A 1647-nucleotide genomic window follows, 5' to 3' on the forward strand; every position below is an offset into this window, starting at 1 on the left:
CACAAATCACTTGTGATTTGTGATTCTTAATGATACAATATTACTATACAAAAAAAGAATGGGGCGTAGTTATGGAGAAGGAAAAACTAAAAATACTTGAAGAATTAAGACGTATTTTAAACAATAAAAATGAAGCAATTATTATCTTGAATAATTACTTTAAAGGTGGTGTTGGAAAGTCCAAATTATCGACTATGTTTGCTTACTTGACAGACAAATTGAATTTAAAAGTTTTAATGATCGATAAGGACTTACAGGCAACATTGACAAAAGACTTAGCAAAAACTTTTGAGGTAGAATTGCCACGTGTCAATTTTTATGAAGGCTTGAAAAATGGAAACTTGGCTTCTTCTATTGTTCATTTGACTGATAATTTAGACTTGATCCCTGGCACGTTTGATTTGATGTTACTGCCAAAATTAACTCGCTCATGGACTTTTGAAAATGAAAGTAGATTGCTTGCTACTCTTTTAGCACCTTTAAAAAGTGACTATGATCTCATTATTATTGATACTGTACCAACGCCAAGCGTTTATACAAATAATGCAATCGTGGCGAGTGATTACGTTATGATCCCTTTACAAGCAGAAGAAGAAAGTACAAACAACATTCAAAACTATATTTCCTATTTGATTGATTTACAAGAACAATTTAACCCTGGACTAGATATGATCGGTTTTGTTCCTTATTTAGTTGATACGGACAGCGCAACGATAAAATCAAACCTGGAAGAACTGTACAAGCAACATAAAGAAGATAACTTGGTTTTCCAAAATATTATCAAGCGAAGTAATAAAGTAAGTACCTGGTCTAAAAATGGAATTACAGAACACAAAGGCTATGACAAAAAAGTTTTATCCATGTATGAGAACGTATTTTTTGAAATGCTTGAGCGAATTATTCAATTAGAAAACGAAAAAGAATAGAATCACAAATCACAAGTGATTAATCACAAATCACTTGTGATTTGTGATTGTTGATGATAAAATAAGAATAAGAAGAATTAGAAAGAAGTGAGTGTTTGTGGGAAATTTAGGCGCACAAAAAGCAAAATGAAATGATACACCAATCAGTGCAAAAAAAGATATAATGGGAGATAAGACGGTTCGTGTTCGTGCTGACTTACACCATATTATAAAAATTGAAACAGCAAAAAATGGCGGAAACGTAAAAGAAGTTATGGATCAAGCCTTAGAAGAATATATACGGAAATATTTACCTGATAAACTTTAAAAAGGAGTGAAAATGAAATGGCAGTTACGTATGAAAAAACATTTGAAATAGAGATCATTAACGAATTATCGGCAAGCGTTTATAATCGAGTATTAAACTATGTTTTGAACCATGAACTAGATACTAAAAATACTCGTTTACTAGAAGTGAATCTTTTAAATCAATTAGAAGTGGCACAAGAAGTTGATTTATTTCAACAACCATTTGAAGAATTACAAGCTATTCATGAGTATTGGCGGTCAATGAATCAATATTCAAAACAAATTTTGACAAAAGAGAAAGTGGCTTAACATGGCGAATATTACTGACTTCACCGAAAAGCAATTTGAAGATCGTTTAGAAAAGAATGTTGAACGACTAACTAAAAATGGTTCTGTTGCAAAGTCTCAAAAAGGTCATTAGTTTTTCAAGATG

The 1647-nt window shown here is 31.4% G+C and carries 3 protein-coding genes; all 3 read left to right on the forward strand.

All coding sequences use genetic code 11. The annotated features are described in order from the left end of the window. Positions 1-29 precede the first annotated feature (29 nt). Entirely contained in the window at positions 30-926 is an 897-nt protein-coding gene (locus Q1X33_RS16530) for a ParA family protein (RefSeq protein ID WP_002326827.1), read from the forward strand. Between the two features lie 142 nt (positions 927-1068). Beyond that, complete coding sequence (locus Q1X33_RS16535) at positions 1069-1233, forward strand: peptide-binding protein (RefSeq protein ID WP_050558447.1); 165 nt, start codon at positions 1069-1071, stop codon at positions 1231-1233. Between the two features lie 17 nt (positions 1234-1250). After that, entirely contained in the window at positions 1251-1523 is a 273-nt protein-coding gene (locus tag Q1X33_RS16540; protein ID WP_002326825.1) for an antitoxin, read from the forward strand. Positions 1524-1647 lie beyond the last annotated feature (124 nt).

Source organism: Enterococcus sp. B2E4, assembly GCF_030499455.1.
GTDB classification, from domain to species: Bacteria; Bacillota; Bacilli; order Lactobacillales; family Enterococcaceae; genus Enterococcus_D; species Enterococcus_D casseliflavus.

Coding starts and splice junctions, on each gene's coding strand:
- Q1X33_RS16530 (WP_002326827.1), top strand. CDS start 30: ATGATACAATATTACTATACAAAAAAAGAATGGGGCGTAGTTATGGAG.
- Q1X33_RS16540 (WP_002326825.1), top strand. CDS start 1,251: ATGGCAGTTACGTATGAAAAAACATTTGAAATAGAGATCATTAACGAA.